Raw genomic sequence first — 26,367 nt, forward strand, 5'->3', positions numbered from 1 at the left:
GAGACCGCGGTGGCGTCCCGGCTCCGGCGATGTGAAGCGTTGAAGGCCTCCGCGCCTAGCTGGCCCGGCTCGCCTTGTCGTTTGCGGCGGCCGGTGGCACCTCGTCGGTCTGGATGACCGTCACCGACGCCGCGGTCGCGGATGGCGCCTTCGCTTGAGCCGCAGGTTGCAGCTCGACGATCTCGGCCTCGACCGACGGCAGAGCCTCGATCTCGCGCAGGGCGGCGCGCAGGTGCTCGATCATCTCGTAGGACTCGTCCTGCGAGAGCACGCGCCGGCATGCGGTCAGACCGAACTCAAGCAGTCCCGCATAGCTGTGCACCGTGATGTTCAGCGCGCTGCCGTGATAGGGGATCGAAACCGGGAAATAATGCACCATCCGTGCGCCGGCCATGTAGAGGTGCTGCCCCGGTCCCGGCACGTTGGAGATCAGCACGTTGCCCGCTGCCGGCATGCGGCTGGCGAGGTTGGAGCGGCCAAGCAGCGAGGCGAGCCCCGTCATCAGCCACGGCGACCCCGTGATCGGCACATCGACGCCGAGCACCGGCTTGAGCTCGCGCACGACTGCCTTGGCCGCCTCGGATGACGCGTGGATTGCCTTGAACCGGGTCGGCAGGTCATCGATATCGGTCGCCAGGTCGACGCGTACCGCCGAGACCTGGTTGTTCATCGCCTTGTCGCCTTCGGCACGCAGGCTGACTGGCACCATCGCGATCAGGGCTTCCTTGGGCAGCAGGCCGCGCTCGGCGAGAAAGCGTTGCAGCGCGATGCTGCACATCGCCATGACGATGGTGTTGACGGTGCCGCCGACACGTTTGCCCAGGACCTTGATGTCGGCAAGTGGCAGCGACATCGTGCTGTAGGAGCGCTGGTTGGTGATGGAATCGTTGAACACCGTCTTCGGAGCCAGTCCAAGGCTGAGCGAGCGCTCCCCCTTCTGTGAGCGCTGGCTGGCCATCACGGTGGCGGCGGTGCCGAGCGCCTTGGCCGCCGTCGGCAGCAGCTCCGCGAGCTTGCGGTATTGCTGGGCCGCATTGTTGGCCGCCGCCTGCAGTAGCTCGGTCACGCCGAGCTGGTATTGCCCGGAGGCGCGCTTGCGCCGTGGCGGCGGCACCTCGCGCATCTTGGGCGAGACATCATAGAGCACCTTGGCGAGCTCCACACCGGCCTTGCCGTCGACGCCGCTGTGATGCGCCTTGGTGTAGAACGCGACCTGGCCGTTCTCGAGGCCATCGATGACATACATCTCCCACAGCGGACGGCTGCGATCGAGCAGCGAGGCATGCAGCCGCGCGACCAGTTGCTCGAGCTGCGCCATGGTGCCTGGACGCCGCAAGGTGACGGTCCGCACGTGGTAATCGAGCTCGATATCATCGTCCTCGGTCCAGACCGGCTCGGCGAGCTGGAACGGCATCTGCGCCAGTTTGCGGTTCAGCAATGCCGAGAGATGGAGACGCTTGCCGAGCATCTCCTTGACATCCTCGTAGTAGTCGCCCTGATAACCCTCGGGGAGATCGAAGATCATCAGGCTGCCGACATGCATCGGCGTCTCCGGCGTTTCGAGATGCAGGAACGATGCATCCATGCTGCTGAGTTGATCCATTCTTCCCTCCCTTGACGTTGTGACGGCGATCGCCGTCTTGATGACGGCGTGCCGATATCTGGCGCGTCGCGGTCATTGCCCAGGCGCGACACCTGTCCGCCGCTGCCGATCCGGTTCGCGCAGGCGATCTCAGGCCTGCGCCCGGGCGGCGCGCTCCTCCTCGTCGTACAGCTCCTTCTTCGATAGCTTTCCGACCGCGGTCTTCGGCAGTTCGGCGCGGATTTCGAGCGCCTGCACCATCTCGTGCTTGCCGAGCTTGTCCTTCAGGAACGCCTGCAGCTCTTCCAGCTTGAACGGCTTGGCATCCGCCTTCAGCTTGATGAAGGCCTTCGGCGACTGGCCGCGATACTCGTCGCGGATGCCGATCACGGCGACCTCCTCGACCGCCGGATATTTGTAGATCGCCTCTTCGAGCACGCGCGGATACACGTTGTAGCCGCTGCACAGCAGCATGTCCTTGGTGCGGTCCACGATGAAGATGAAGCCGTCCTCGTCCATGTAGCCGACGTCGCCCGTGCGCATGTAGCCGTCTGCAGTAGTCACCTCGGCCGTCGCGTCCGGCTTGTTCCAGTAGCCCTTCATCACGTTCGGGCCCTTGATGCAGATCTCGCCGCGTTCGCCGAGCGGCACATAGCTGCTGCTGTCGTCGACATTGAGGAACTTGATGACGATTCCGGGCATCGGCATGCCGCAGGAGCCGGCCTTGCGCATGGCGCCGTGCTGCGCCGGCGTGTAGGTGCCGCTCGGCGAGGTCTCGGTCATGCCCCAGCCTTCGCTCAAATTGCAGCCGGTGATCGAGGCGAATTGCTGCGCCACCTCGAGCGGCAACGGCGCGCCGCCGGATCCGCAATATTTCAGCGCGCGCAAGCTATGCTTCGGCGTCTCCGGATGGTTGATCAGCGCGGTGAACATGGTTGGCACCCCGCAGAAGACACTGACCGACTTGGTCGAGATTTCCTCCAGCGCGGCCTTTGGATCGAAGCGGACATGCTGGATGATTTCCGCGCCCATCAGGACGCCGAACAGCACATTCACAGAAAGCGCATAGATGTGGAACGGCGGCAACACTGCCAGGAAGCGCTCCTGCCCGTCGACCAGCACCGGTGGCGAGCCGGCCGTCGTCGCCCGGTACTGCTGGCACGCGCTGGTCAGATTGGCGTGGGTGAGCATCGCCCCCTTCGGCAGCCCCGTCGTCCCGCCGGTGTATTGCAGCACGGCGATGGTCTCGCGCGGATTATCGATCGGATAGGCCTGGTAGACACCATCATTGTGCGTCAGCTGGCCGAAGCTGATGTGATGATCGTCCCAGGCGACGTCGCTCAGCTGCTTGGCCGCCTTCATCTGGTTGACGACGGTGTCGGGGTCAGCCGTGATCTCGCCGAGCGACCCGACCACCAGCTTCTTCAATCTTGTCTTGCCCAGCATCGCCGCCATCTGCGGATAGAGCGAAACCATGTCGAGCGTGATCAGGATATCGGTCTTGCTGTCCTCGATCTTGTGTTCGAGCACCTTGGCAGCGTCCAGCGGCGAATAGTTCACCGCCGTGCCGCCTGCCTTGAGGATGCCGAAAAACGAGATGATGTAGTGCGGCGTGTTGGGCAGATAGAGGCCGACATGGACGCCCGGCTTGACGCCGAGGAGCTGCAGGCCCTTGGCCACACGATCGGTGAGCCGCCCGAGCTCGGCATAGGTGATCCGCTTGCCCATGAAATCGATCGCGGGACGATCCGGCCATTTGGCAACGGCGTCGCCCAATATCTTCTGCACTGGTCCGGGAGCTATCTCGACGTCCCAACGCACGCCGTCGGGATAGGATCGGATCCAGGGCATATCGTTCATGAGATCTCTCCCTTCTATGGTCTTGCGGATCAGACGGCGGTCACGCCGCCATCGACCGCAATGGTCTGGCCGGTGATGAATGCACAGGCATCGGAGGCGAGCAGCGCGGCGACGCCCTTGAGGTCCTCCGGGCCACCCTCGCGATTCATCGGCGCCATATGCGCGGTCGCGCTCTGGTCGAGCTGTGCGGTCATCTTGGTCGGGAAATAACCTGGCGCGATCGCGTTGACGTTGATGCCGAGCGGCGCCCATTCATTGGCAAGCGTGCGGGTCAGGTTGACGACCGCGCCCTTGCTCGCGTTGTAGGCCAGCGTCGGGGTGCCTTCCGGATAGCAGCCGGTGAGGCCCTGGATCGAGGCGATGTTGATCACTTTTCCGCTCCGCCGCGGTACCATGCAGCGCCGGCCGACCTCCTGGGTGGCGACGAAGATCGCGGTCACATTCAGGTTGATCACCTTGTTCCAGCCGTCGAGCGTATGCTCGATCGTGGCGGCGCCCCAGGACGTACCGGCATTGTTGACGAGGATGTCGATCGGGCCCAGCGCAGCCACGACCTGCTCGATCATCGGCGGGATTGTCTCCAGCCTGCCCATATCGCACACCACCGGAAGCGCCTCGATGCCAAGCCCCTTGAGGTGAGCAGCCGCGGCATCAAGCTCATCCCGCTTTCGCGCGGTGATCGCGACCTTGGCGCCGAGTTCGCCCAGCACCTCGGCGATCTGAAGACCGAGACCCCGCGATCCGCCCGTAACGAGCGCAACGCGCCCCGTCAAGTCCTGCAACTTGGCCAGACTCATGGCTTTCCCCCGATGGTTTACGCCTCACACGCGCAGCGCTATTTCGGCTGCAACAGCGTCTGAAGGTTCGCGAAGTTCTCCTGCATGCGGTCCTGCATGACCTTCCAGGCGTTGTTGCGCGCCTGCGCTTCCAGCTGCGACAGCTCGCGGAAATCCGCGACCGCCTTCTCGACCTGCTGCTTGGCAGTCTCCGTCTGCTTCGTCATAGCTTCACCGCTTGCGAAGCCCTGCATCGCCGCCTGCCACTGCGCGAGCGTCTCTTGCAGGATCTCGTTGCGCCGGCTGACCAGCGCCTGGACGCCTTCGTAGGCCTGTCTGTTGGCCTCAACCAACGCCTCCATGTCCTTGCGCTGCCACTCGACCAGGGCAGCAATATCGAACCCGGGCAGCGTGAACTTTTCGGCCATTTTCTTCAGGTCCCCGAGCCACGGCATCGCTCCCGTGCCGGCTGTGTCGGATTGCCTGTCATCGGTCCCCATCGACGTCCTCCTTGCGGTACTTGGCTGGCGGCGGCGAAACGCCGTCCCGTGGACTGCGCGTCAGGCGGCCGCCCAGCGCGGCCGGAACAGGGCGGCGCTGTCATCGGCTCGATCCGGATCCGGGTACACCATGCCGCGAAGACCGCTGCGGTCGAATGGCGACCATTCATCCTCCCCGAGCGCGAGGCGGTCCGCGATCGCATAGAGCACGGCCGGATTGTGCCCGAGCCCGCAATGACTGCCTTCGACCTCGATGTTCTGTGTCCGCTCGGCATGCTGCTCGCGGCACCCCCACCACGAGACGATGCCGTCGGTGCGTGAGTAGATCGCCGTGCTCGGTACCGGCGGCGGCAACTTCATGATGTCCCTGTCGGGCCAGTCGTCGACCTGGCGCTCGCTCAGGATCTCGTAGAGACGCCAGGCATTGCTTGCCTTCGGCTCATTGGCGAACGGGCTGCCGAGCGTGATCACCTGGCGGACCAGATCGGGCGCGCGCCGTGCAATCTCGCGCGCAAACACACCGCCGAGGCTCCAGCCGATCAGGCTGACCTTGCGACCGTATCGCTCGGCGAGCTCGGCCAGCCTTGCGTCCATGGCAGCCTCGACGCCGGGACGCGGTCCGCGATTGGGTCCGAGCTTCCAGCCGTGGACCGCATAGCCTTGCGCCTTCAGGTAGGCGCGCAACGGTCGCGTCGAGATATCGCTGGCGGAGAGCCCCGGCAAGACGAGGACCGGATGTCCGTCCCCGCGCGGCGCGCGGCGAAGCAGCGGATAGCTTGCGAAGAACGCCTGCAGCTCCCAGATCCCGCGCACCTCGAGCGCGAGCAGCAATTGCGACGGCGGCGCAGAGCGGTCGACGACCATATTCATGTCAGAATGTCCCCTCCCGGATCACGCGGTGTGTCCCGCACGACCCGACATTTTATGATTACTGCCCGGCGCCGCGAGCGGCGCCATGCAGACCCCGATCGCGCAACCGCGCATCTTCTTGGTCTCAAAACGCTATCGAGCAGGTCAGACCCGTAAAAGGTGCAATTGGCCCGCTTGACCGGTTAGTTTGGGACATCCGCCAATGAATCTTGCGCGCCTGCTGCGATGCCTGGCGCCCGGCCGTCGCGGAAGTCCGACGGGCTTTTGCCGGTCCAGCGGACAAAGGCGTGGCGAAAGTTCGCCGCGTCGCTGTAGTCAAGCCGCGCGGCGATCTCGTCATTGGTCATTTGCGTGTTGCGCAGATAACCGACCGCGAGCTGCATGCGGACCTCGGAGACGATCTGCCGGTAGGTTTTCCGCTGCAGCTGCAGCCTGCGGCGGAACGTCCGTGGATGGATTGCAAGCTCCGCCGCCATCGCCTCGATACTCGGGAAGCGGCCGGGATGCTCGACGAGCCGTCGCCGGATGTCGGCAGCAAGACCGTCGTCCCGCGCGACAGGATCGAGAAGCTGATCATAGATTCGGCCGGCCATCGCCCTGGTCATCTCGTCGGGGCAGACCGCCGGACGGTCGATCCAGGCAGTGTCGAATTCCAGCGCGTTCCTGCGCTGGCCGAACTCGACCGGACACTGGAAGATGCGGTCGTAGGTCCCGGCGTGCGGCGGCGACGCATAGGCGGCGCTCAGCTTCGAGAAGCGGAACGAGTTGCCATAGACGTCGCGGCTCAGCGTCTGATAGGTCGCAAAGGCGAACTCAAGCGCGAACCGATAGACGTCATCGGCCGGATCGCGCGAAAGCAACGGCTCGAGCAGACAGCTCACCGTATCGCCCTTGCGGGTGAAGTCGATGTCGGCGACCGTTCCGAGGATCCGACCATACTTGGCCGCAAAGTCAATGACTCCGGCCCGCGTCGGGCTGCTCAGCATGGCATAGCCGTACATGCCGTAAGCCATGACATGCATTCGTTCTCCGGCGCGAAACGCGATCGCCGGATTCCGTGACAGCCGCATCGCATTGCGAAATACCGTCTCGACCTGCCGGTAGGAGACACGTACCGACGAATCCCTGAGGTCAGCACGCCTCAAATTGGTCGCGCCGAGCGCGCGCGACGCTGAGATCCCCTCCTCGGCCAGGACGTGCACCACCGCCGCGATCCGTTGCGGCGAATAGAGACACTGCAGGAGATTTGGTGACGGGTGATACACGAGCGTCCTCGTCCGCCTTCCGCGCCTGCTTCGGGTCCCGCAATCCGGTGCCCGCAAGCTGAAGTGAGGCTAGTCAGCCGGACCGGGCAGCAGAAGGTTCGATTGGTCGCGTTTGCAGGTGAGTTCCGGACAAGACCGGCCAAAAGAAAGACCGCCGAGGGAGGGCGGTCCAGGTTGGGAGAACGCGATCGTGAGCGCAACCACGGTGCCGAGCTTACGCGCGCTTCGGTCGCACAAAAGGTTCGATTGAACCAATTTGGCGGTGAACTCCGGACACAGCTGGCGAAGCCCCCCAGATATCTCGGGGTCAAAGACCCTCCTCGCCGCGGAATTCGGATGGATTCCTGCCGGTCCAGCGCGAGAAGGCGTGGCGGAAGTTAGCCGCGTCGCTGTAGCCGAGGCGGCTTGCGATCTCCTCATTGGTCATGCGCGTCTTGCGCAGATACTCGATCGCGAGCCGCATGCGCACCTCGGAAAGCAGGCTGCGATATGAGGTTCCCTCCGCCTCGAGCCTGCGCCGCAGCGCGCGGGGATAGATATCGAGCTGTTCGGCGATCGCCTCGATGCTTGGGTAACGACCCGGCTGCTCGATCAGTATCCGGCGGATATCGGCAGCAACGCCACCGGCGCGATTCACCTCGCCGAGGATCTCCTCGCACATCTCCCGCGCCATGGCGTGGGTTCGCGGATTCGCCAGCGCCCGTGGGCCGTCATTGCGTATGTATTCGTATCCACAATGATGCTGATTGAACAAAACCGGGCACCCGAAGAGATCACGATACGCCGCGGCGGACGGCGGCGGCGTATAGTCGAGCAGCACGCGCGAGAAGCCGAAGCCCTGGCCCGAGCGGTCGCGAATCGTCGTCAGATGCGCGGCCAGTGCGAACTCGACCGCGAAGCGATGCACACTCTCGGTCGGATTCGGCCAGTGCATGGGCTGGAACGTCGCCACCACCGTCTCTCGATCGTATGAGAGGTCGAAATCGCAGAACGGCCCCACCACACGGATGTATCGCGCAGCGAAGTCGCGCGCCTCCGCGTGCGTTGCACTGCTCAGCAGCGCGTACCCGTACATGCCATAGGCGGTGACATGCATTCGCGCTCCCGAGCGCAGCGCGATAGCCGGGTCGCCTGCCAGCCGCAGCGCGTTGCGGATCACCGTGTCGAGCTGCCGATACGATATGCGCGTCGTATGGGATTCGAGCTGGCCGATCGCGAGCCCGGTGCCCTCCAGAACCTCAGATGGATCAATGCCCTGCTCACGAAGCTCGGCCGCGATGGCTGCGATCGAATGCGGCGGGAATATTCGCTGCGCGAAGCCGGGGAGCATTCGACCCGGCGATTGGCGTAGGTGCGACTCTTGCCTAGTCATTGCAACCGCATGTCCCTGGCATTCCGCGCATTCCTGCTCCACGATTGACGATCGGTCGAACGTAAGCCCGATCCCGTACGCGACGCAATAATCGCGTATCCACGCGCGCGCGCCGCAACCCGCGTCCGGAAATCACCCGGTCGGCGGTCCAATCGCACCTTTCTCCGTTTGCCGAGATCGCTAGGCTCGCGACGCCTTGCTCGACAACCGGCACGCACCCGGAGGCGGTACGGACCACGGCAAGCGCCAACAAGGGAGGAGCGGATGCGACGGGAAGACGTTCTCAAGCAGCTGACGACACCGATCGGTGCCCCGGCATTTCCCCGCGGACCGTTCCGCTTCAACAACCGCGAATACCTCAACATCCTGTATCGCACCGACATCGAGGCGTTGCGCGCAGTCGTTCCCGAGCCGCTGGAGATTGACGATCCACTGGTTCGCTGGGAGATCATGCGGATGCCCGACACCTCCGGTCTCGGCGACTACACCGAATGCGGCCAGGCCGTCCAGGTGCGCTATGGCGACGAGAAGGGCGAGTACCTTCACGCGATGTACCTCGACAACCTGCCGGCGCTGGCATCGGGGCGCGAGATCAGCGGTTATCCCAAGGTGATCGGCAAGCCGAAGCTCTATGTCGATTCCGACACCCTGGTCGGCACCATGGACTACGGCAGCTTGCGCGTGGCCACCGCGACGATGGGTTACAAGCACCGCGCGCTGGACCTCGAAAAGGCAAAGGCCGAGATCTGCGTACCGACCTTCATGCTGAAGATCCTGTGGACCTATGACAGTCCGAAGCCGGCGGGCGAGCCGCGCATCTGCGAACTGCTGCGCTCCGAGATCACCGACATCACCGTCAAGGGCGCCTGGACCGGCCCGGCCCGGCTGGAGCTGTTCGCCCACGCATTGGCCCCGATGGCCGATTTTCCGGTGCGCGAGATCGTCGCGTGTAGCCACATCATGACCGACTTGACGCTGTCCCGCGCCAAGCGCTGCCACAACTATCTCGATCAGCCGCGATAAGCGGGCACGTCGGAGGAAGCCATGCCATCATCCGCAGATCGCGCCGCGGCGCTCAACCGCTATCGCAATGTGTGCGTCATCGGGGCCGGTGTCATCGGCTCCTCCTGGGCGGCGCTGTTTCTCGCACACGGGCTCAATGTCGTGATCAACGATCCGCAGCCCGGCATCGAGGCCACGGTCAAGGACGCCCTGATCAAGATCGGGCCGACATTGCTGAAGCTCGGCCTGCCGCATGAGGGATTGGAGCGCAACCTGCGCTTCGAGCCGGACCTCGCGCGCGCCGTCGCCGGCGCCGACCTGGTGCAGGAGAACGGGCCGGAGAAGCCCGAGTGGAAGCAGCAGCTCTGGGCACGAATCGAGGCAACGGTGCCGAAACATGCATTGCTGCTGTCGTCGAGCTCGGCGCGGCCAGCCACCGAACAGGCGAAAGAGATGAAGGATGCAAGCCGGCTGCTGGTCGGCCATCCTTTCAACCCGCCGCATCTGATCCCGCTCGTCGAAATCGTTCCCGGCGAGCGCACCGATCCAGAGGCCACCGCCGACGCCGTGGCGTTCTACGAGGCGCTCGGCAAGGTGCCGCGCGTGCTCAAGAAGGAAATCCAGGGCTTCGTCGCCAACCGGCTGCAGCGCGCGATCATGCGCGAGGCCTGCTATCTCGTGCAGGAAGGCGTCGTCACGGTCGACGAGCTGGACGACGTCGTCACCAGCTCGATCGGGTTGCGCTGGGCGGTGAACGGGCCGTTCAGCTCGTTCCACATGGGTGGTGGACCGAACGGGCTGGAATCGTTCTTCCAGCACCTCGGCAAGAACATGGCCGCGTCGTTCAAGGTGATTCTGCAGGTCGATCTCGACGAGGCGCTGCAGCGCAAGATCATCGACCAGGCCGCGGCATCTTTCGGCAAGACGCCGATCCCGCGGATGGAGCGCGAACGCGACGACACGCAGGTGGCGCTGCTGCACGTGCTGGCGGCACGCAACGGCAGGAACGGGACATGACCGGCTCACCCGCAGGCCTGCGCGCATTCGCAGACAGAGGCGGCCGCCACGTTTCGGAATAGGCCAACCTGGCCGACGGACAACAGCTGATCCCGGGCATCAAGCGGAGACGAACTCACATGAGCATCTTCGAAGGTTTGAAGGTCATCGACTGCGGCAGCTTCATCGCCGCGCCAACCGCCGCGACGCTGCTCGGCGACTTCGGCGCCGACGTGATCAAGATCGAACCGCCCGGTGCAGGCGACGCGTTCCGTCAGGTGCCGAAGCTGCCGGGCATGCCGAGATCCGACCAGCCCTATGGCTGGCTGCTCGACAATCGCAACAAGCGCGGCCTTGCGCTCGACCTGTCGAAGCCCGAGGGCCAGGCGGTGCTGCATCGCCTCGCCTCCACCGCCGACGCCTTCATCACCAACTATCCGCTCGCGGTCCGCAGGAAGCTCGCGATCAGCTACGAGCGGCTTGCCGCGGCGAACGACCGGCTGATCTACGCCTCCTTCACCGGCTATGGCGAGACCGGCGACGAGGCGGGCAAGCCCGGCTTCGATGTCACGGCCTACTGGGCGCGCTCAGGCCTGATGGACATGGTGCGGAGCGACGCCAGCACGCCGCCGGCGCGGGCGCTGGCCGGCATGGGCGATCACCCGTCGGGCGTTTCGCTGTTCGCGGCCGTCGCGGTGGCGCTGTATCAGCGCGAGCGCACGGGACGCGGCACCCAGGTCGGCTCCTCGCTGCTCGCCAACGGCGTCTGGTCGAACGGCATCATGGCGCAGGCGGCGTTGTGCGGGGCGACGTTCACGCCGCGGCCGCCGCGCGAGAATCTGTTCAATGCGCTCGGCTGCTACTACCGCTGCCGCGACGGCCGCTGGCTGCTGCTCGCGATCGTCAACGAGCAGCGCGACTTTCCGACCGTGGCGAAATGCCTCGGCCTCAACGACCTGCTCACTGATCCGCGCTTTGCCAAGCAGGCCGATCGCTTCGCCCGTTCCTCCGAATTGATCGCCCTGTTCGACGCGGCATTCGCGACGCGTGACCGGGACGAATGGCGAGCCCGCCTCGATGAAGCAGGCATCGTCTTCGAATGCGTTGCCGAGATGGGCGACCTGTCCGCCGACCGGCAAATGCTGTCGGCCGGCGTGCTGGTGCCGTTCGAGAACGACGAGATGCTGACCATCGACAGCCCGTTCTTTGTCGACGGTGCAACCAAGGTGAAGCCGCGCAAGGCGCCCGCGGTCGGTGAGCACAGCACGCAGATCCTGCGCGAGGCCGGCTACGATGACGCGGCCATCGCCGGGATGCGCGAAAGCAAGGTCCTGGCGTGATGCGCTGACCGCAAGGCGGCGCCTGCCGCCCTCACCGCACGCACGAGAAAAGGCCGCGCCCTCGAATGAGAGGCGCGGCCAGTCTCGAGGCGCCCGAACCGGGGGGCACCACAGCGGCGGTGTGGCGCAGCTGAGGTTCGGAGGACGCCCCCGAGCAGAAGCGATCAGCGCCCGACACGCTTCCAACTCCCTGACGAGCCATCGCATTTGCCGTCGATGGCCAATCTATGCATCGAGTTCGACCACGAGGAGGTTCGACGAGGCCGGTTCGGAGGTGACTTATGGACAGCGTGGAGTAACGAGCGGTCACATACAGCGCTGCGCCGCCCGCACGGCCTTCACACCGGCGAAGAGACCCGGAAATCGGACGGGCTCTTGCCGGTCCAGCGGATGAAGGCATGCCGGAAGTTGGCGGCGTCGCTATAGCCCAGCCGGCTCGCGATCTCCTCGTTGGTCATCGCGGTCTTGCGCAGATATTCCATCGCTAGCCGCGTCCGCACCTCGGCGAGCAGCTCACGATACGATGTATCTTCCGCTTCGAGCCTCCGCCGCAGGGCACGCGGATGCATCGACAGCCGCTCGGCGATCGCTTCGATGTTCGGATACCTGCCGGGCTGCTCGATCAGGACCCGCCGGACATCGGCGGCGATGCCGCCTGCATGATTGACCTCGGACAGCACCTGCTCGCACATCTCGCGCGCCATTCCGTGGGTGCGGGAATCCGCCAGCGCCACCGGACCGTCGGCCTGAGACAGCTGATATCTGTACTCGTTGCCGCGCTGGCGAAACTGGACCGGGCAGTCGAAGAACATCTGGTAGGCGTCGGCATGCGCCGGTTCACCATAGGCAAGGGAAATCCGCGAGAAGCAGAACGACTCGCCCGCCAGGTCCTTCATCGTCGTCAAATGCGACGACAGGGCGAACTCGGCCGCGAAGCGATGCACGTCTTGCGTCGGATTCGGCCAATGCAACGGCTCGAACGCACAGACGACCGCCGCGCCGTCATACGAGTATTTCGCATCGCACAGCGGGCCGACGACCCGAAGGTATCGATTGGCGAAGGCGCGCGCATCGTCATAGGTCGCGCTGCTCAGCAAAGCATATCCGTACATTCCGTGCGCGGTCACGCGCATGCGCTGTCCGGCGCGGAGCGCAACCGTCGGTTCGTTCGACAGCCGCAGTGCATTGCGAATCACGATGTCGATCTGCCGGTACGAGATACGCGTCGTATGAGCTTCGAGCTGATCCTCGGTCAAGCCGGTGCCCGCCAGCGCCACGGACGATCGAACCTGTTGCCTGCCGAGCTCGGCGATGATGGCAGCAATCAACTGCGCCGAATATACATGCTGGTCGAAATCCGGCGGCAATTGGCATTCCGGCACAGCGTCTCGCAGGCGCCTTCCAGCGCTCATGGTCGTCTACCTCCTTGGACCTAAAGTCTTGCTCAAATCGAAATCATTCGCAATGCCGGCAGCAACTGGCCGGCTTCCCCTATCCCCAACCTTGGGACAGCGCGCGGATCGTATCCAATCATGCCGAGTTCGCTATCGAGGTAATTCGCCGGCACCGCCGTGCTTCAGCATTCCACGACGTTCACCGCGAGCCCGCCCAGCGATGTCTCCTTGTATTTGGACTTCATATCCTCGCCGGTCTGCAGCATCGTCTTGATGACGGCATCAAGCGATACATAGTGCTTGCCGTCACCACGCAGCGCCATTCGGGCGGCGTTGATGGCCTTGACGGCGCCCATCGCGTTGCGCTCGATGCAAGGGATCTGCACCAGGCCCCCGACGGGATCGCAAGTGAGTCCGAGATTGTGCTCCATCCCGATCTCGGCGGCGTTCTCGACCTGGGCCGGCGCACCGCCGAGCACGGCCGTCAGGCCGCCTGCGGCCATCGAACAGGCGACGCCGACCTCGCCCTGACAGCCAACTTCCGCGCCGGAAATCGAGGCATTCGCCTTGTACAGCATGCCGATCGCGGCCGCGGTGAGCAGGAACGTCACGACGCCGTCGTCGGTCGCGCCCGGACAGAACTTGACGTAGTAGTGCAGCACGGCCGGGATCACGCCGGCGGCGCCGTTGGTCGGCGCAGTCACGATCCGTCCGCGTGCTGCATTCTCCTCATTCACCGCCATCGCGAAGGCGTTGACCCAGTCCATCGCCGCCAGCGGATCGACGCTCTCGGTGTCGCTATTGCGGGCCGACAGTTCGCGGTAGAGCGCCGGTGCGCGACGGCGAATGCCGAGCGGCCCGGGCAACGGTTCGGCCGCGCCGGCATTGTCGATTCCGAAGCCGCGGTCGACGCATTGCTTCATCGTCTCCCAGATCTTCAGGAGGCCGGCGCGGACGTCCGCGTCGGTGCGATGTACGCACTCGTTGGCGAGCACCATGTCGGCGATCGAGCGACCACTCGACTGCGCACGTGCAACCAGCTCGGCGCCAGTGCCGAACGGATACGGCCAGACCGGGAGCTCGGCGCCTGCGCCGCCAGCCGCGTCGCCAAGGCCACGCTCGATCACGAATCCGCCGCCGATCGAGAAGTAGTGGCGTTCCGCCAGCAGACTGCCGTCGGCCGCGAACGCCACGAGGCGGATTCCATTGGGATGTTCCGGGAGTGCGCTGTCGGGCTTGAACACGATATCGTGCCCGCGCCGAAACGGGACCGGATGAACGTTGAGCAGCCGCAGCTCGCCGGAGCGCCGAATGTCCGCAAGCTGCGGAGCCACCTCGGCCGGATCAACCGTATCGGGCTTTTCGCCGAGCAGGCCGAGGATCACGCCGAGATCGGTCGCATGCCCTCGCCCGGTCGCGCCCAGCGAGCCATAGAAATCGGCGCGGACCCGTACCGTTCTGGAAAGCAGGCCATCGCGCTCGAGCGCGCGGACGAATTGGCCGGCCGCGCGCATCGGCCCCACCGTGTGCGAACTTGAGGGGCCGATGCCGATCTTGAATATGTCGAAGACCGAAAGCATCAGGCAGCAGGCAGTTGTTGCTTGACGAGCTCGACCCAATACGCGGCGCCCATCGGCAGGATGGCGTCATTGAAATCATAGTACGGGTTGTGCAACGGCGGATCATTGGCGGTCTCGCCCGCGCCGATACAGATGTAAGCGCCTGGGCACTCCTGCAGCATGAACGCAAAGTCCTCCGATCCCATCGCCGGCTTGATGTCGGTTTGCACCTGTTCGACGCCGACGAGGTTTGCGGCGGCCGACGCCGCGGCATTCGCTTCGGCGGGCGTGTTGATCACTCCCGGATAACCTCGCATGTAGCTCAGATCGATCTTTCCGCCATGGGTTTGCGCCACGCCGGCGCAGACCTGCTTCATGGCAGCCTCGACCTGATCCTGTATCTCGGCGTCCAGCGTTCTGACCGTACCGCGCAATGTGACGGTTTCGGGCACCACGTTCCAGGTGTCGCCGCCATGGATCTGTGTGACGCTCACGACGGCGGCGTCCATGGCACCGATGCGGCGGCTCACGATGCCTTGTAGCGCGGAGACGAGATCGGCCGACACCAGGATCGGGTCGATGCCCTTCTCCGGCGTCGCGGCATGACAACCGCTCCCGGTCACGACGATCTCGAACGTATCGAGGAAGGCTGTCGCAATGCCGGTCCGGATCGCGAATTTTCCTCGCGGGATATTCGGAATGTTGTGCATCCCGTAGACCGCGTCGGCGGGAAACATCTTGAACAACCCCTCCTCAACCATCCTCTTGCCGCCGCCTTCATTCTCCTCGGCGGGCTGGAACACGAAGTGAACAGTGCCGCGGAACGGCCGGCGGCGGGCGAGCTGTACGGCGGCGCCAAGCAGCATTGTGGTGTGGCCGTCGTGGCCACAGCCGTGCATTTTGCCGGCCCGGGTTGATTTGTGGGCGCGGTCCCCCAGTTCCTGTAGATCAAGCGCGTCCATGTCGGCGCGCAGCGCGATCGTCGGGCCTTCGCCATTCTTCAGCGTTCCGACCACGCCGGTGCCGCCGAGGCCGCGATGGACCGGAATCTGCATCTCCATCAGCGCATCGGCCACGAGCTGGGCGGTGCGGTGCTCTTGGAACGCGGTTTCCGGGTTGGCATGGATGTCATGGCGCCAATCCAGCATGCGGGCACAGACATCGTCGGCGATTCCAAACTTCTCTGACATGCGTTGGTCCATCTGTTCGCGGGTTAGCGATGGAAGAATTCGGCGATCAATGTCGCACCGAAAAACGTGCCCGCCGCAGCCGTCAGCGAGACCACCACGATACGCCAGCTCAGCTTCCTGAAGATCGGAAGATCCTTAGCGACCGAGAAGCCGGCGAGCGTCAGCACAGGGGTCGTGAAAGCCAGGAAGTTCAGCTTGTCGACCGAGCCGATCATCGCGTTGGAAAACGGCAGCAGGCCGGGAATGCCGAGCACAGTCGTGACCACGACCAGGACAAGGATGTGCGGCACTTTCGGCAACAGACGGGCAACGACGTCGACCAGCAGGACGACCGCGAGCACCACCAGGAGACCTGCGCACGATTCCAGCAGGGGAACCTTGTAGGTGAGCGAGTTGCCGATCAGGACGCCGCCCGCAACAGTAATCCACGCGAGCAGCGAGTCGGAGAAGCCGAACGTGCCGTGCTTTGTCTCGCTGGCGCTGGCGATCGAGGGCCCGAGATCTCCCGACGTGAAGTTCGAGAACCGGCCGAGCACTGGTTCCAGCCTGTCATACAGCCACGAGCAAACCGGCAGCGAGAAGAACAGGGCGAAATAGAAGCCGAGGACGGCGGTCATCAGGTTCGCCGCCGAGGCGATCGCGATCAGTTCTTTCGCTATCTCGGGAGGATTGTGGCCGTTGATGGTGCCGATCGCGGCCGCCATCATGCTGCCCGAGCCGACGCCAGCGCCCATCGCGAGCGACCGCGGATCGAAGATGTGCAGGCTGGCGACAAAGCCGGCCAACAGCGCGATGAACAACGCACCGAGCACGGTGCCCGTGATGTACTCGGCCAGCACGCCGCGCCCCTCGGCGGAGTTCATGCCGTATTTCTCGCCGATGATCACCATGTTGCCTTCACGGCCGATCGAAAACGTCGCGCCGACCGCTTCGCGCTTGACGCCGAGCAGGAGCGCAATCGGCAGGCCGAGGACGAGCGTGCCGAAGGTGTGCCCGAGCTCCTGGAAGATCAACGCCCAGCCTGCCTTCTGCACCTCCGGCAGCGCGCCGCCGACCGTGAATGCCATCTTGATCACGAACAGCAACAGGCCCGCGTTGAGCAGTTGTCCCGCATAGGTCTGCAGGCTCGGCCCGATCCGCGCGGCGGTAGGTAGATAACGCGCTGAGAGGCTCCATGCGGCCGCAATCAGCAGCGCCCACACCATCGGTTGGAGCAGCACCTTGCCCGGTCCGATCTGGAACTGGACGATCCCGACCGTCTCAGCGACGGCAACGATGATCAGAACGGCAACGAACAGCGTGAGCTTGCCGGTGCTTGCGGGATTGACCGCCGGGGCGGCCAGGTCTGCGGAAGGCGAAGAGGTCGACGTCATGATGCTGGACACCTCCGGAAAATGATTGCGAGGCAATGCGGTGAACGGTGAACCAACCTGCCCGCGCAGCATCAGGGAGAAAGCAGCTTGCATCAATGATCGTGTCATCCTATTTCCGTTGCATTTTTTGCAACGTTGGCAGAACGCAGATCCGACCGGCGAAAGCCGGCATGACCGCGACCGTTGCCGTCATGGATGCAAACGGTACGAGGACGGCGAAGCGATTCCTCGGCCAGTCCTCGTGCTACTCGATCGCACCGGGCGCACCGCCCGGTTCGAGCTTCTGCACGTCCGCCACATTGACGCCAAGCACGACGATGTCGTGCGTCTTGCCCTGAAGGTCTTTCACCTGATCGCGCAACAGCGCCTCGGCTCGGAAGCCGAGTGCCTCGAAGATCGCGATCGCGCGGGTCTGGTCCGACGTCATCTGCACGGTCAGGCGTTCCAGGCCCATCGACAACGCGAGGTCAAAGGCCTCATTGGAAAGCGCCCGTCCGATGCCGGTGCCGCGTACATGCGAGGAGATCACGGTCCTGATCTCGCCGACATGGGCCGACCACGACACGGGGTCCCGCACGATTGTGCCGCACCCCACCACGATGTCGTCCTTCACCACCAGCAGGCTGACGATCGAGCCGCGCCCGATCTCCTTGATCCAAGCCGATAGCACCTTCGGCTCACGGATATTCCGCGGCAGGAAAAGCATGTCGTGCACGGCAAGCGCGTTGGCAAATTTCCCGACGGCAGCTTCGTCGGCAGGCCCCATCAACCGAAACTCGACGTCCCCACTCTCGAAGTTGACGCGACGCGGATAGGATCGCATCTTGATGGTCCTCATGCAGATCACTCGCTCAATCGAAATCCAGACTTCGCCGCAACCAATTTGCGGGCTCTGCGGCGTTTCTTCCTGCAGTCCTGCACGCGAGAGCCAGATCAAGCAAGCCGAGCGCACCGATGTCCGAATATAACCCCTGAGACGGCCTGTTTGCACCTTTCCGAACGACGATGAGCACAAGAGCTTGTTGCCAATGACCAATACAAACCCTTCCAGGGACATCGACGAACGTCCGCTTCACGAGATGCTCCGCAGCCATGCCCGCGAGCGGCCGGAAGAGCCGGCCTGCATCTGGTATGGCCGTGCCATCACGTTCCTCGAGCTCGATCGCGCGAGTGATGCATTCGCGGCGCGCCTGCAGCAGCTCGGCGTCGCCAAGGGCGAGCCGGTCGCGCTGTTCATGAACAACTGTCCGCAATACCTGATGGCGCAATACGGCATCCAGAAGATCGGCGCCATTGCCTCGCCCTGCGGGGCGCTGAACAAGGAGCACGAGCTCGCCTACCAGCTCGACGATCTCGGCGCGCGCGTGATCGTCGCGGCCGAACCGCTCTTGCCGATCGTGGCTCAGGTCCGTGACAAGACCAGGCTCGAGCATGTCTTCGTGGTCCGCTACCCGGACCTGCTGCCCGAGCGGCCGCCGATCGGCGTTCCCGACGAGCTGTTCGCATCCGGCTCCAGGCCGGCCGGTACGGCCGGCGAGATCGAGGACTTCCTCGCCGTCACCGCAAGCGGCGCGTCGCCCCGCGATGTCGCGATCGACATGAACGATACGGCGCTGATGATCTACACGTCGGGCAGCACGGGTCGGCCCAAGGGGGCGATGCTGTCCTATCGCAACGTCATCTTCAAGACGGCCGCGACCGTGACGTGCAACGGGATCGGCGCCGAGGACGTGCTGCTCTCGATCGCGCCGCTTTATCACATCGCCGGCATGGTGATGGGCGTCAATGCACCGGTCTATGCCGGCGCGACGTCCGTGCTGCTGTACCGGTTCGATCCGCTCGTAACGGCCCAGGCGATCGACCGCTATCAGGTGAGCTGGTGGTACAGCGTCGCGCCGATGAACGTCGCGGTCACGCAGCTCCCGAACATTTCCGACTTCAGGCTGAAAAGCCTCCGCGTCAATCCCGTGACCAGTTTCGGCATCGACTGGACCGAAGCGCTTGCGGGGCAATGGCAGGCCGTCGCGTCGAACTGCGAGAGCTTCGAGGCGGCGTACGGGCTGACCGAGACCCACACGGTCGACACTTTCATGCCGCGCAACGCAATCCGCTGGGGCACGCATGGCAGGCCGGTGCCCGGCAACGAGATCCGGATCGTCGATCCCGACTCCGGCACGGACATGCCGGCCGGCGTCCCCGGCGAAATCGTGATCCACGGCCCGGGCGTATTCAAGGGTTACCGCAATCGTCCCGACGCGACCGCGGAAGCGCTGCGCAATGGCTGGCTACACACCGGCGACATGGGCCGCCTCGATGCCGACGGCTATCTGACCTTCATGGGGCGCTTCAAGGAGATGATTAAGGTCTCCGGCTACAGCGTCTTCCCGGAAGAGGTCGAGTCGATCCTGAACAAGCACCCCGACGTGGCGGCGTCGGCCGTGATCGGCGTGCCCGACGCAACCAAGGGCGAAGTGGTCAAGGCCTTCATCGTCCTGGCGCCGCGCGCCGAGCTGGACACCGCCCAGCTCGCGGCATGGGCGCGCCAGAACATGGCGCCTTACAAGGTGCCGCGCGATGTCAGCTTCGTGACCGAGTTGCCGCGCTCACCGGCCGGCAAGCTGTTGCGGCGGCTGCTCAAGGACTGACGCAAAGCTGCCCGACCGGCCGATGGCGCGCGCTGGAAATCCCGATCAGCTCATGTCCTAAAATCACTCCCAACCTGGTCCGACGGCACCTTTTCGGGGCTCGATACCCATGTTTGGCATGCCTCTTTGACCCGACGATTCATCGGCAAAGACCAAATTGCAGCCTGCGACATGTTCAGTCACGACGACGAAAGCTCGAGCATCAAGTACCGGCGACGTATGAAACGGATGATCGAAGCGCTCAGCAGAGAACTGACGCTGCAAGGCATTATCGGTCAGGGGACGACCACGGATCTGCGGGTGGACATTATCAGCCTGGCCGAAACCGCACTCATGGTGTGTGACTTCGATAAGGTCGCGGACTGACGCGTCTCCTGGACAGAATGAAAGACTTTCGTGCGCCGAGCGACCTTGCCGGCCGCCAAAGAACCGGCACACAGACCCTCGGCAGATAGGCACTTCGAAGACTGAAAGCTATCATCTTGTTGGTATTGCTGTTGGTATCCGCAGCAATCGGCAGCTAAAACTATTGCAAATTCAATTCGTTATGCCATTAGGCGATTGCCGGCCAGGGCACCATTCAGCGCAGCCGTAGCCGACAAGCCATCCGCACGAAGTCTCGTCCCGGCGTAGCCCGAAGGGCGAAGCCGGATGGTTCGATCCCGCCCTGGGCACTATTCGCGTGCGATCCAGGCCGTAAACAAAGACCTCCCCTTTAGCTAGAGGGGGCCGGTTTCCTGCCGCGCCCGAGCGCGAATTGACCGACCGGGCCCTCCACGTGGAATTCAAGCCCCGTCATTTTTGCAAACAGATCGATGTTGCAGGTGCCGATTGCGCAGCCACCAAGGCCCATGTCGGTCGCCGTCAGATAGAACGTCTGGATCAGGTTGCCGACGTCCTTCAGGATCAACGAATATGCGATTGAGCTGTATTTCCAGGAGATCCGCCCAAAGCGCGCGGCGATCGTGATCAAGACCTGCGGTGGACCGGATGCGTCCATGGCAAACTCGGCCGCCGTAGAAAGCGCTTGGAGTTGTTGGGCGGAGGTGTCGATCGCGACAAGCGCGTGGCTGCCCGCGTCATAGTGGTAAAGTCCACGTGCAAGCTCCCCGCAGTTCAAGACCGCCAAGTATAGTTCCAGCTCATACGCGCCGCCTGCCGACGGATAGGGTCTTGCGCTGTAGGTGACCTCGGGACCGCCGTCAAAATCTGCGCCGATCTTCCATTCCGACAGCACGCGGGCTGTCGTGTCGAGAAACTGCGCGAGCTCGGCGAGCGTGACCGGATGCTGGTCGTCGAAATCTCGTATTGAATGGCGTTCGCGCAACAGCTTCGCGAAGTGCGAGACCGACCCCGACGTGGAGAATTTGCCGAGGTCGATCTTCTTGCCGGGCCAAGGCGGGCGCACCGCGGGTAGCGGTGGAACGACGCCCGCATGGGTGAACGCGCCGCCAACTGGATTGGTGTGCCGGCCCTCCGTGCTCCTCGTATGAAACACGAGATCGTGGAAGTCCCAGAGAACGAGATTGCCGTCGCCTTCATTCACCCGAAGGCCGTCGCCGTCTTTCGCATTGAGCCTAATCAGCATCTTGCTGTCGAGCAGCAATCCGAGCAGATCGAGGTTCGCGGAGGCCGCATGGCGGCGAAGCTCGCTGATCTTCTGAGGCCGCGACAGGGCAGCGAGGGTGGCAGCGATGGCGGGATCGAAAATCCGAAACAGCGCGCCGGCGCGCGGTGATTCCAGCACCATCTCGCTGTCGCGCCGGCGCAGATAGGCGAAGCGCGACAACACAATGGTATCACCGCTCCCCAGCTTTGCGCGTTGTGGCCAGTATTCGGCGACCTGCGGCTCGATGACCACGAGGTCTTGCTCGTCACGCGGAGAGCATAAGCGGTATTCGAGAAGTCCATGCCCTGCCAGTCGCCGCACGAGGGCATGAACCTGCCTCGCGAGGACGCCTTTGCCCGCAAAGGAGGCGAGCGGCAGGCCGCTGGTGAGATGTCCCGCACGGTCGACCGCTGCCGCGCTGAATTGTCCCAGATTGATCGAGTAGCCGCCCAAACCTGCAGCGATGCTTCCGTCCGCCTGCATGTGAAGGGAGCAACGACCGTTCAATCGGGCGACGATGACGGGTGCGATCTTCCTGAGCTTCGTTTTCCGGAAGTTGCGCAACGAGCCAGCCTTCAGGTGTGTGGAAGGAATGGCGTGAGCTCGCTTTCCAGTCGCGGACGATTCAGCAATCCGAGCTTCATCGGAACATCGTAAAGTCGGCCGGGTGCGAAGCGGCGATAGAAATGTCGCAACCCCGGAACGAGCACTCTGACGACGGGCACCTGGACATCGGGCCGCGTCTGGTCGAGCACGAGGAAATCAAATCCCGCGCCGGTGGCAATCTCGATGCAGGCATTGACCTGGTCGCGCGCGTTGTCGTGAACCTTGAGGCTCGGCGCCAACGGCACGATCGGATTGTCGCTGGGGATCAGGAACGGATAATCGTCCAGTCGCAGCGGCGTGACACCGTCCAGCGTCGGCTTCTCGCCACTTCCGCCGCCCATCATGCCAATCGACATGAACTGGGTCAGTTCGGTGAGGGAACGCAGCAGGGCTATGCGGCGATCGAAATGCGAGCCGGAACCGAATTCGATATTTTCGTGTCCGTTCTGCATCCAATGAATGATCGCCACGTAAGAGGGAATGCCGAGATCGCTGGTGATGTCGAGCACCCAAAGCCTGCGCCCCGCATCGGCAAGCTGGGCTTGCAGATCCCGCACATAGGGATCTTCGAATTGCGCGAGGTCGACTTCTGCACGTTGCAGCCGGTTGTACCACCAGATCGCGTAGGCGTCGCGTTCGACCAGTTCGAGGAAGCCTTGAACGATGGCTTCCTCCCGGGTGTTGCCGGCCGCGCATCCGTTGGAATCCGTGTGGAAGCCGCCATAGAAGAAGTACAAGAGGCCCGTTGGAAGATGTTTGAAACGCTTGTCGCGTAACGACCAGACCGGCGACCACTCCGTCTTGGTCGAGGGATCGAGCGGCTCAGGCACCAGATGTGAATCGTCCGGCTGCGAGGTATGTCTGTTTTGAAACTGCGCGTCGCTGAAAAGCTGTACTTCGTTGGGAAGAAGAGCGTCGCCGGGAGCGAAATCGACAAAGCGGCGCTTCGTCCTGATCTCGTCCCCCTGGAAAATACCCGAATAGCGCTCGATCGCCTCCATCAACGCGCTTGCCTCGCCCTGCTCGGCTGTGGAGCCCTTGCCGAAGCTGCCGCCGCTCAATCCGGATCTGAGCTGGTCGACGTTCCAGGCCGGCGCCGAGAAATTGTGGTAGGCGAAAAAATTCGTGTTCATCGGCAGATCGGCCTCGATCCGCTCGAGCCGTGAGACGACGCCGGTCAGCGGACTGACGTGCTTGCGGAACCGTGCTACGGTGGCTCGCGACGTCACGGCGCGGTAACCGCCGCTGGTCATGACGAGCTTTCCGCCCTCCGCGATCTCGATCGGCGCTGCCGCCCGGCGCGGACTCTGCAGCTTCCTGCTGCCGCAGGTAGGACACTGCGGGCGTCGCGCGACGTAATGCTTGGCAATGACGGCACCGGTCAGGTCGAAGCTTGCGATGTGATCGCGCAGATCGGTACGAAATCCCGAGGCAATCGCTTTTGCGATTTCAACAGCAGCGAAGTGGATGCCGATTTGTCCGACGGCGTCGCCGACCAGGGGCGATACGGCGACCACCTGCGCCGCTCTGCGATCGAGAAATCCCTTGATCTCCCGATTGCGTATCATGCGATCGAACAGGCAAGTCCAGCAGGCGCTCTCGCCCGGCTTGAACACGGGTCCCACCAGCGGAAACACGCCGGACGGCTGCGCCAGCAGCCAGGGCGTCCCATCGCCAAAGCGCTTTCCGTTCAATTCGACGAGCCGCCGGTCAAGATAGTCGTTCGCCAGTGTGATCGTGAGCTTGGGCGACCGCTTGGTGATCCGAACACCGAGCTTGCTCAAGGCCGCGGCAAGTTCGTTGGCGCCTTTGACATCGATCGCTTCGACCCGCACTGGGCAATCGCGGAGATTCTGTTCTGCGACCTCGGGGGGGAGGCCGAGACTCGCCCAATATCCATCGACGGCGCCTGCGAACGCGTGCGGCGCTCCGCTTACGACATATCGGCGCTCCAGCAGCCGCCTGATCGCTTCCTCGATCTTGTCGGCGGGAAAATTCTTTGAGAGCTGCCGAACGATCTCTGGTGCAGCCTTACCATTTTTGCCGATCGCCGCGGCCACCGCACAATAGAGATCACCATGCAGGAAGAATTTGCGGTTCTCGGAGTAGAGGCAGACCACATCGGGAGGAATCACATAAGCGGTAAAGTTCGGCGCGAATCGCAAAATGCCCTTGCGGCTCTGCCTCGCGGTGCGGCTCTTGCCATTGACTGTCATCGGGGCGGCACGCTGATCCTGTTGCTGTCACTTCCGATCGCCGGCGCGCGGCGAACCATTGGCATTGCGCGACTTGTGCGCCGCGTTCGGCCACCGGCGTTCTGCGAGCAATTTGGATCACACTCGCCCACCGTCGGCAAGCTGATCAGCCAGGCGCGGCGAATGCATAACGAAGCAAAAATTTGGCCGGGTCGTTCGGGCGCCCGGCCAATAAAATCGCGACGTGTCGACGCCCAGCGCTAGCACCAGCGGCAGCGGCCCCAGGATGCACAGCAGCCTGCGCATGTGACCAATGGCACGCCTACGCCGATCCAACCAACGCCGCAGCCGCCACATCCACCGCAACCGACACCGCAGCGGCAGCCTCTGCAGGCCCTGCATCCTCCGCACCCCCTGCAGCCTCCGCAACCTCTGGCGCCTCCGCAGCCACGGCAACCACCGCATCCCCGCGCGAGCAGCACGCGGCCTCCGACGCTTTCATCGTCGATGAGATCGAGGTGGAAGGTGGCGAGACTGACGTCGGCGAGTTCTTCCTCACTGAGCGTCGTCATATGGCCCGGCGCGAAGTTCGGCTTGCGTTGAACGTCGCCGGAGGGCACGGCGGAGGCATATGCGCTGCCCGCGAGCGAAAAAGTCAGACCGGCTAATCCCAGCGCCGGTACCGCGGCGTTGGTCGTTCGCTTCTTTCTCGAAGCTTGCTTCGCCCGCTGCATGGCCGCATCCTCCCAGTTTGGAAGAAAGGACTTCCGAAGCACGATCTTACGCCGAGCGAACGAGGCAGACAAGAATTACGATATACACAAAATGTAATAGAGCTCGTTCTGATTGCATTCATCTTCATGAACGATATCGCGCAATTTGGTCGATTAAATCGAGAATCCGGGCCCGTGGAGCGGATTGCAACGGGTGCAATTTGATGCAGTGCGCAATCGTCGGTCCGCTTGAAGGGGAAATTAGCTTGGTCGATCAACTCGGACGCTTCGCCTGGTATGAGTTGCTGACGACGAACATGTCGGCAGCAGCCGCATTTTATGGCAAGGTCATCGGCTGGGCGGTGGAGGATGCGTCGACTCCGGAATTCGCCTACACGCTGCTTACTGCAGGCGACGCCCCGGCAGTTGGACTCATGCATCTCCCGGAAGAAGGGCTGCGATTGGGAGCGAGGCCGAGATGGGTCGGCTACATCGCCGTCGACGACGTGGATGCGAAAGCCGTGCAGGTCCGCCGTCGTGGGGGCGCCATTCTGATAACGCCGACCGCCAGCAATATTGGCCGAATTTCGGTGGTCGCCGATCCGCAAGGAGCGACGTTTGCACTGGTTTCCGGGCTGACATATGGCCAACGGCAGTCCTGCGGATTGGACGAGCCTGGACGCGTGGGCTGGCACGAGTTGCTGGCTGAAGACCGGAACAAGATCTTCCCGTTTTACGGCGAGCTTCTTGGCTGGCAGAAGGCTCACGCTGAAACCGGGCCGGCCGACCTGTACGAATTGTTTTCGGCGGCCGGCCAGACGATCGGCGGAATGCTCACCAAACTTCCGAGCGTATCGCAACCCTGCTGGCTCTATTACTTCAATGTCGACGACATCGGTGCGGCTGCCAAGCGCGTTGATGCTGGCGGGGGCCGGGTCCTCCAAGGTCCAATCGAGTTGCCCGACGGTTGCTGGATCTTGCGATGTGCCGATCCCCAAGGGGCTCTATTTGCGCTACAGGGAGCCTGGGATCAGAAAGGCACTGAGCGACCCTCCGCCTCGGAACTCAATTGGTCCGCCAGGTGGGGTGATGTCGCTTCGCAGGGCAAATTGGTCCTTCACAAGACGAAGCGATAGGTCGGAAACGTTTCGACCTCGTCCGCAGCAGAATTATATTGGTGTTTAAATTAGGCAGTGGTGCGCAATTGTATTCTGAATGGTGCACCACGCTTCGCCTTTGCAGGCTTCGCGTGGCGCGGCCGCGAAGCCTGCAAGGGCGAAGCGTGTCCGGCGAAGCTCGAGCAACGCGAAAGCGAAGACGGACTGTTTACAATCACCACACCGCACTGACTCACGATCGGCAGCCGATCCTAGGCTGGCCGGCTCGACAACGCGTCGCTGTCCGAGAGCACAACCGCGGTGATCAAATTAGCAGCCATTGCGCGGACCAAGCCTGACGTCTTCGGTAGTGTCGCGGCCGCCTGACGGGACGTACCGGCCATATTTTGGCCATAGCCCGTT

At 63.6% G+C, this 26,367-nt stretch carries 21 protein-coding genes; 7 read left to right on the forward strand and 14 right to left on the reverse strand.

Going from position 1 to position 26,367, the window contains the following annotated elements:
* Window positions 1-55 precede the first annotated feature (55 nt).
* The 7 genes from J2R80_RS01390 to J2R80_RS01420 all read right to left on the reverse strand — a co-directional run bounded on the left by J2R80_RS01390 (window position 56) and on the right by J2R80_RS01420 (window position 8,183).
* Complete coding sequence (locus tag J2R80_RS01390) at window positions 56-1,603, reverse strand: wax ester/triacylglycerol synthase family O-acyltransferase (protein WP_083714891.1); 1,548 nt, start codon at window positions 1,601-1,603, stop codon at window positions 56-58.
* Window positions 1,604-1,732: 129 nt separating this feature from the next.
* Window positions 1,733-3,442: a long-chain fatty acid--CoA ligase gene (locus J2R80_RS01395; RefSeq protein WP_076825167.1), complete on the reverse strand. Its 1,710-nt coding sequence runs from the start codon at window positions 3,440-3,442 to the stop codon at window positions 1,733-1,735.
* Between the two features lie 29 nt (window positions 3,443-3,471).
* Window positions 3,472-4,239, reverse strand: a complete 768-nt coding sequence (locus J2R80_RS01400; protein ID WP_057016377.1) for an SDR family oxidoreductase — start codon at window positions 4,237-4,239, stop codon at window positions 3,472-3,474.
* A gap of 38 nt (window positions 4,240-4,277) precedes the next feature.
* Complete coding sequence (gene phaP / locus J2R80_RS01405) at window positions 4,278-4,718, reverse strand: phasin family protein (protein WP_244558674.1); 441 nt, start codon at window positions 4,716-4,718, stop codon at window positions 4,278-4,280.
* Between the two features lie 60 nt (window positions 4,719-4,778).
* Entirely contained in the window at window positions 4,779-5,588 is an 810-nt protein-coding gene (locus J2R80_RS01410) for a triacylglycerol lipase (protein WP_057016379.1), read from the reverse strand.
* Between the two features lie 182 nt (window positions 5,589-5,770).
* Entirely contained in the window at window positions 5,771-6,853 is a 1,083-nt protein-coding gene (locus J2R80_RS01415) for an AraC family transcriptional regulator (RefSeq protein ID WP_229189855.1), read from the reverse strand.
* A gap of 307 nt (window positions 6,854-7,160) precedes the next feature.
* Window positions 7,161-8,183 carry an AraC family transcriptional regulator gene (locus tag J2R80_RS01420; RefSeq protein ID WP_083714892.1) on the reverse strand — a complete coding sequence of 341 codons (1,023 nt, stop codon included), beginning with the start codon at window positions 8,181-8,183 and terminating at the stop codon, window positions 7,161-7,163.
* Window positions 8,184-8,489: 306 nt separating this feature from the next.
* On the opposite strand from J2R80_RS01420, the gene J2R80_RS01425 reads away from it, so the two are divergent.
* From J2R80_RS01425 to J2R80_RS01435, 3 genes are all read left to right on the forward strand, one after another.
* On the forward strand, window positions 8,490-9,248 hold the full coding sequence (locus tag J2R80_RS01425; protein ID WP_050400709.1) for an acetoacetate decarboxylase: 759 nt from the start codon (window positions 8,490-8,492) through the stop codon (window positions 9,246-9,248).
* Between the two features lie 21 nt (window positions 9,249-9,269).
* Entirely contained in the window at window positions 9,270-10,244 is a 975-nt protein-coding gene (locus tag J2R80_RS01430; RefSeq protein WP_076825170.1) for a 3-hydroxyacyl-CoA dehydrogenase NAD-binding domain-containing protein, read from the forward strand.
* A gap of 119 nt (window positions 10,245-10,363) precedes the next feature.
* Entirely contained in the window at window positions 10,364-11,563 is a 1,200-nt protein-coding gene (locus J2R80_RS01435) for a CaiB/BaiF CoA-transferase family protein (RefSeq protein WP_076825172.1), read from the forward strand.
* Window positions 11,564-11,901: 338 nt separating this feature from the next.
* On the opposite strand, the gene J2R80_RS01440 is transcribed toward J2R80_RS01435, so the two are convergent.
* The 5 genes from J2R80_RS01440 to J2R80_RS01460 all read right to left on the reverse strand — a co-directional run bounded on the left by J2R80_RS01440 (window position 11,902) and on the right by J2R80_RS01460 (window position 17,917).
* Window positions 11,902-12,975 carry an AraC family transcriptional regulator gene (locus tag J2R80_RS01440; protein WP_083714893.1) on the reverse strand — a complete coding sequence of 358 codons (1,074 nt, stop codon included), beginning with the start codon at window positions 12,973-12,975 and terminating at the stop codon, window positions 11,902-11,904.
* Between the two features lie 164 nt (window positions 12,976-13,139).
* The gene (locus tag J2R80_RS01445) at window positions 13,140-14,540 is read right to left on the reverse strand and encodes an L-serine ammonia-lyase (protein ID WP_076825250.1); all 1,401 of its coding nucleotides are present in this window, start codon (window positions 14,538-14,540) and stop codon (window positions 13,140-13,142) included.
* Window positions 14,537-15,706 carry a M20 aminoacylase family protein gene (locus J2R80_RS01450; protein WP_076825248.1) on the reverse strand — a complete coding sequence of 390 codons (1,170 nt, stop codon included), beginning with the start codon at window positions 15,704-15,706 and terminating at the stop codon, window positions 14,537-14,539. The genes J2R80_RS01445 and J2R80_RS01450 overlap by 4 nt, the downstream gene beginning before the upstream one ends.
* Before the next feature lie 23 nt (window positions 15,707-15,729).
* On the reverse strand, window positions 15,730-17,079 hold the full coding sequence (locus tag J2R80_RS01455; protein ID WP_057016432.1) for a DUF3100 domain-containing protein: 1,350 nt from the start codon (window positions 17,077-17,079) through the stop codon (window positions 15,730-15,732).
* A gap of 244 nt (window positions 17,080-17,323) precedes the next feature.
* A complete protein-coding gene (locus J2R80_RS01460) occupies window positions 17,324-17,917 on the reverse strand; it encodes a GNAT family N-acetyltransferase (RefSeq protein WP_076825252.1) in 594 nt (197 codons plus the stop codon).
* A 190-nt stretch (window positions 17,918-18,107) separates the two neighbouring features.
* On the opposite strand from J2R80_RS01460, the gene J2R80_RS01465 reads away from it, so the two are divergent.
* Both J2R80_RS01465 and J2R80_RS01470 read left to right on the forward strand, forming a co-directional pair.
* Window positions 18,108-19,724 carry an AMP-binding protein gene (locus J2R80_RS01465; RefSeq protein ID WP_141340219.1) on the forward strand — a complete coding sequence of 539 codons (1,617 nt, stop codon included), beginning with the start codon at window positions 18,108-18,110 and terminating at the stop codon, window positions 19,722-19,724.
* 126 nt (window positions 19,725-19,850) lie between these two features.
* Window positions 19,851-20,090, forward strand: a complete 240-nt coding sequence (locus tag J2R80_RS01470) for a hypothetical protein (RefSeq protein ID WP_141340218.1) — start codon at window positions 19,851-19,853, stop codon at window positions 20,088-20,090.
* A 349-nt stretch (window positions 20,091-20,439) separates the two neighbouring features.
* Here the strand turns inward: J2R80_RS01470 and J2R80_RS01475 are convergent, their stop codons facing one another.
* Both J2R80_RS01475 and J2R80_RS01480 read right to left on the reverse strand, forming a co-directional pair.
* Window positions 20,440-21,816 carry a SagB family peptide dehydrogenase gene (locus J2R80_RS01475; RefSeq protein ID WP_076825178.1) on the reverse strand — a complete coding sequence of 459 codons (1,377 nt, stop codon included), beginning with the start codon at window positions 21,814-21,816 and terminating at the stop codon, window positions 20,440-20,442.
* A 92-nt stretch (window positions 21,817-21,908) separates the two neighbouring features.
* A complete protein-coding gene (locus J2R80_RS01480; protein ID WP_253590515.1) occupies window positions 21,909-24,104 on the reverse strand; it encodes a TOMM precursor leader peptide-binding protein in 2,196 nt (731 codons plus the stop codon).
* Here J2R80_RS01480 and J2R80_RS01485 point away from each other — a divergent pair.
* Both J2R80_RS01485 and J2R80_RS01490 read left to right on the forward strand, forming a co-directional pair.
* Window positions 24,018-24,398: a hypothetical protein gene (locus tag J2R80_RS01485; protein ID WP_244558677.1), complete on the forward strand. Its 381-nt coding sequence runs from the start codon at window positions 24,018-24,020 to the stop codon at window positions 24,396-24,398. The two genes, J2R80_RS01480 and J2R80_RS01485, sit on opposite strands and share 87 nt — an antisense overlap.
* 715 nt (window positions 24,399-25,113) lie before the next feature.
* Entirely contained in the window at window positions 25,114-25,983 is an 870-nt protein-coding gene (locus J2R80_RS01490; protein WP_244558678.1) for a VOC family protein, read from the forward strand.
* Window positions 25,984-26,367: the final 384 nt, after the last annotated feature.

The organism is Bradyrhizobium sp. USDA 4541 (assembly GCF_024171085.1).
In the GTDB taxonomy this organism is placed as follows: Bacteria; Pseudomonadota; Alphaproteobacteria; order Rhizobiales; family Xanthobacteraceae; genus Bradyrhizobium; species Bradyrhizobium australafricanum.

Bases quoted from the DNA above. Each gene is read 5' to 3' on its own strand.
- J2R80_RS01420 (WP_083714892.1), bottom strand. From the start codon at position 8,183: ATGCTCCCCGGCTTCGCGCAGCGAATATTCCCGCCGCATTCGATCGCA.
- J2R80_RS01410 (WP_057016379.1), bottom strand. From the start codon at position 5,588: ATGAATATGGTCGTCGACCGCTCTGCGCCGCCGTCGCAATTGCTGCTC.
- J2R80_RS01460 (WP_076825252.1), bottom strand. From the start codon at position 17,917: ATGAGGACCATCAAGATGCGATCCTATCCGCGTCGCGTCAACTTCGAG.
- J2R80_RS01395 (WP_076825167.1), bottom strand. From the start codon at position 3,442: ATGAACGATATGCCCTGGATCCGATCCTATCCCGACGGCGTGCGTTGG.
- J2R80_RS01465 (WP_141340219.1), top strand. From the start codon at position 18,108: ATGACCAATACAAACCCTTCCAGGGACATCGACGAACGTCCGCTTCAC.
- J2R80_RS01485 (WP_244558677.1), top strand. From the start codon at position 24,018: ATGCAGGAAGAATTTGCGGTTCTCGGAGTAGAGGCAGACCACATCGGG.
- J2R80_RS01440 (WP_083714893.1), bottom strand. From the start codon at position 12,975: ATGAGCGCTGGAAGGCGCCTGCGAGACGCTGTGCCGGAATGCCAATTG.
- J2R80_RS01400 (WP_057016377.1), bottom strand. From the start codon at position 4,239: ATGAGTCTGGCCAAGTTGCAGGACTTGACGGGGCGCGTTGCGCTCGTT.
- J2R80_RS01475 (WP_076825178.1), bottom strand. From the start codon at position 21,816: ATGCAGGCGGACGGAAGCATCGCTGCAGGTTTGGGCGGCTACTCGATC.
- J2R80_RS01450 (WP_076825248.1), bottom strand. From the start codon at position 15,706: ATGTCAGAGAAGTTTGGAATCGCCGACGATGTCTGTGCCCGCATGCTG.
- J2R80_RS01435 (WP_076825172.1), top strand. From the start codon at position 10,364: ATGAGCATCTTCGAAGGTTTGAAGGTCATCGACTGCGGCAGCTTCATC.
- J2R80_RS01455 (WP_057016432.1), bottom strand. From the start codon at position 17,079: ATGACGTCGACCTCTTCGCCTTCCGCAGACCTGGCCGCCCCGGCGGTC.
- J2R80_RS01425 (WP_050400709.1), top strand. From the start codon at position 8,490: ATGCGACGGGAAGACGTTCTCAAGCAGCTGACGACACCGATCGGTGCC.
- J2R80_RS01430 (WP_076825170.1), top strand. From the start codon at position 9,270: ATGCCATCATCCGCAGATCGCGCCGCGGCGCTCAACCGCTATCGCAAT.
- J2R80_RS01390 (WP_083714891.1), bottom strand. From the start codon at position 1,603: ATGGATCAACTCAGCAGCATGGATGCATCGTTCCTGCATCTCGAAACG.
- phaP (WP_244558674.1), bottom strand. From the start codon at position 4,718: ATGGGGACCGATGACAGGCAATCCGACACAGCCGGCACGGGAGCGATG.